General features: G+C 63.2%; 1 protein-coding gene. It reads right to left on the bottom strand.

Going from position 1 to position 405, the window contains the following annotated elements; genetic code table 11:
- Positions 1 to 405 (bottom strand): hypothetical protein (locus F2P45_RS34600; protein WP_166882703.1); only part of this gene is annotated, 405 nt, incomplete at both ends.

Here is a 405-nt window from a genome sequence, read left to right as displayed (position 1 = left end):
TTGCGGCTCAAGAACAAGCTGGAAGTAGTCGCCCGTCACAAAATTCGGCGGCAAATTGAACTGCTGGAACAGCTCGTGGTAGTCGCCCGCCGTCGAGCCGATCACTTCTGTCGTCCACCAGTCGAGGCCGCCGTCTGCTGCGGGTTCGAAGGCCGTCGTGCAGGTCTGCGTGCTGCCCGACCGGGACAGAGTGAAGCTGTCTGGTACGGTGCCGGTGACGCCGTTCGCCGCCGCTGTGGGTGTGGCGCCACCGAACGCCCCCGCGTTGCCGCGCAATGCCGGGTTGAGGCTGATAGGCCCCACCTGCAACGTGGAGTCCCACACGCCCACGGTGTTGTTCCGAAATGGTTCTTTCGGATAGTCTTGCAGCAACGCCGCGATCAAGGGCTTTGCGAACGTGTAGGC

Source organism: Massilia mucilaginosa, from assembly GCF_011682145.1.
Lineage (GTDB): Bacteria > Pseudomonadota > Gammaproteobacteria > Burkholderiales > Burkholderiaceae_D > Telluria_A > Telluria_A mucilaginosa.
The sequence above is the reverse complement of the archived record's forward strand: the minus strand, read 5'-3'. Positions and strand labels throughout refer to the sequence as shown.